At 67.0% G+C, this 1982-nt stretch carries 2 protein-coding genes; one reads left to right on the top strand and one right to left on the bottom strand.

The features are described 5' to 3' along the window. Positions 1-667 (bottom strand): SulP family inorganic anion transporter (locus ACIY1X_RS26220; protein WP_399686543.1); only part of this gene is annotated, 667 nt, incomplete at its 3' end. 115 nt (positions 668-782) lie between these two features. On the opposite strand from ACIY1X_RS26220, the gene ACIY1X_RS26225 reads away from it, so the two are divergent. Further along, positions 783-1982 (top strand): molybdopterin-dependent oxidoreductase (locus ACIY1X_RS26225; RefSeq protein WP_399686546.1); only part of this gene is annotated, 1200 nt, incomplete at its 3' end.

Raw genomic sequence — 1982 nt, forward strand, 5'->3', positions numbered from 1 at the left:
GGAAGGCGCGCGTCGCGCGGGCCAGCCCGGCCACGCGGTGCAGCGCCATGCCGATGCGCGAGCCGCCGCTGGCCACGTTGGGCCAGGCGAACAGGCCGAGCACGCAGGCCAGCGCCAACCCGAAGGCGTAGGGGTTGAAGGTGGCGGCGTGGCGCCACAGCGTGCCGATCTGCGAGAAGAAGTCCGCCGGCATGTGCGGCACCGCCAGGCCCAGCACGTCCCGCAGCTGCGACAGCAGGATCAGCACCGCGATGCCGTTGGTGAAGCCCACCACGATGGACAGCGGCACGTAGCGTACCAGCCGCCCCAGCCCGGTCAGCCCGGCCACGAACAGGATCACGCCGGCGCCGGCGGTGGCGATCAGCAGATTGGCCACGCCGTAGCGGTCCACGATGCCGTAGACGATGACGATGAAGGCGCCTGCCGGTCCGCCGATCTGCACCGCCGAGCCGCCCAGCGCAGAGATGATGAAGCCCGCGATGATGGCCGTCCAGATGCCGGCCTCGGGCTTCAGGCCCGAGGCGATGGCGAACGCCATCGCCAGCGGCAGCGCCACGATGCCCACCGTGAGACCGGCGCCCACGTCCCTGGCGAAGCGGTCCCGGTCGTAGTCGCGCAGGACGTCGAGCAGGCGGGGGCGGAAGGGCATCAGCGATGGAGCGGACATGGCGTCATGGTGCAGTGCAGCGAGCCGTTTGCAAAGGGCATCGGGCCGGTATTGCACTATTGGGGTGCGTCCCTAGAATGGCTCGCACTACTTATAAAAGATAAAGGCAACCACGATGCAACTCTCCCGCCGCCAGTTCATGAAAGTGACTGGCTCCACCCTGGCGGGCTCGAGTCTGGCACTGATGGGCTTCTCGCCGGCCACCGCGCTGGCAGAGGTCCGGCAGTACAAGCTCGCTGCCGCCACCGTGACGCGCCAGACCTGCACCTACTGCTCGGTCGGCTGCGGCCTCCTGATGTACTCGCTGGGCGACGGCGCCAAGAACGTGCGCTCCTCGCTCATCCACGTGGAGGGCGACCCGGACCACCCGGTCAACCGTGGGACGCTGTGTCCCAAGGGCGCGAGCCTGATGGACATCGTCCACAGCCCGAACCGGCTCATGTACCCCGAGTACCGCGCGCCCGGCTCCAACGAGTGGAAGCGCATGTCCTGGCCCGAGGCGCTGGACCGCATCGCCAAGCTGCTCAAGGCCGACCGCGACGCCAACTTCATCGAGGCCACGGACGACGGCAAGAAGGTCAACCGCTGGATCTCCACCGGCATGCTGGCCGCCTCGGCCTCCAGCAACGAAGCCGGCTACATCACCCACAAGGTCGCCCGTTCCTGGGGCCTGCTCGCATTCGACAACCAGGCGCGTGTCTGACACGGCCCGACGGTGGCAGGTCTTGCCCCGACGTTCGGCCGTGGAGCGATGACGAACCATTGGGTCGACATCCGCAACGCAGACGTGATCCTGGTCATGGGCGGCAATGCCGCCGAGGCGCACCCGTGCGGCTTCAAGTGGGTGACGGAGGCGAAGGCGCACAACAAGGCGCACTTCATGGTGGTCGACCCGCGCTTCAACCGCTCGGCGTCGGTGGCCGACTTCTACGCGCCGATCCGCTCGGGCAGCGACATCGCCTTCCTCGGCGGGATCATCAATTACCTGATCTCCAACGACAAGATCCACCACGAGTACGTGAAGGCGTACACCGACTTCACCTTCATCGTGCGCGAGGACTTCAGCTTCGAGGAGGGCTACTTCTCGGGCTACAACGAGGAAAAGCGCCTCTACGACAAGACGAGCTGGGACTACGAGCTGGGCGATGACGGCTTCGTCAAGACCGACCCGACGCTGCAGCACCCGCGCTGCGTCTACCAGCTCCTGAAGAAGCACTACGCCAGCTACACGCCCGAGAAGGTGGAGAGCGTGTGCGGCACGCCCAAGGCGAAGTTCCTGCACGTGTGCGAGCAGTTCGCCTCCACGGCGGTGCCG

Origin of the sequence: Xenophilus sp., from assembly GCF_044462705.1 — a bacterium.
GTDB classification, from domain to species: Bacteria; Pseudomonadota; Gammaproteobacteria; order Burkholderiales; family Burkholderiaceae_C; genus Xenophilus; species Xenophilus azovorans.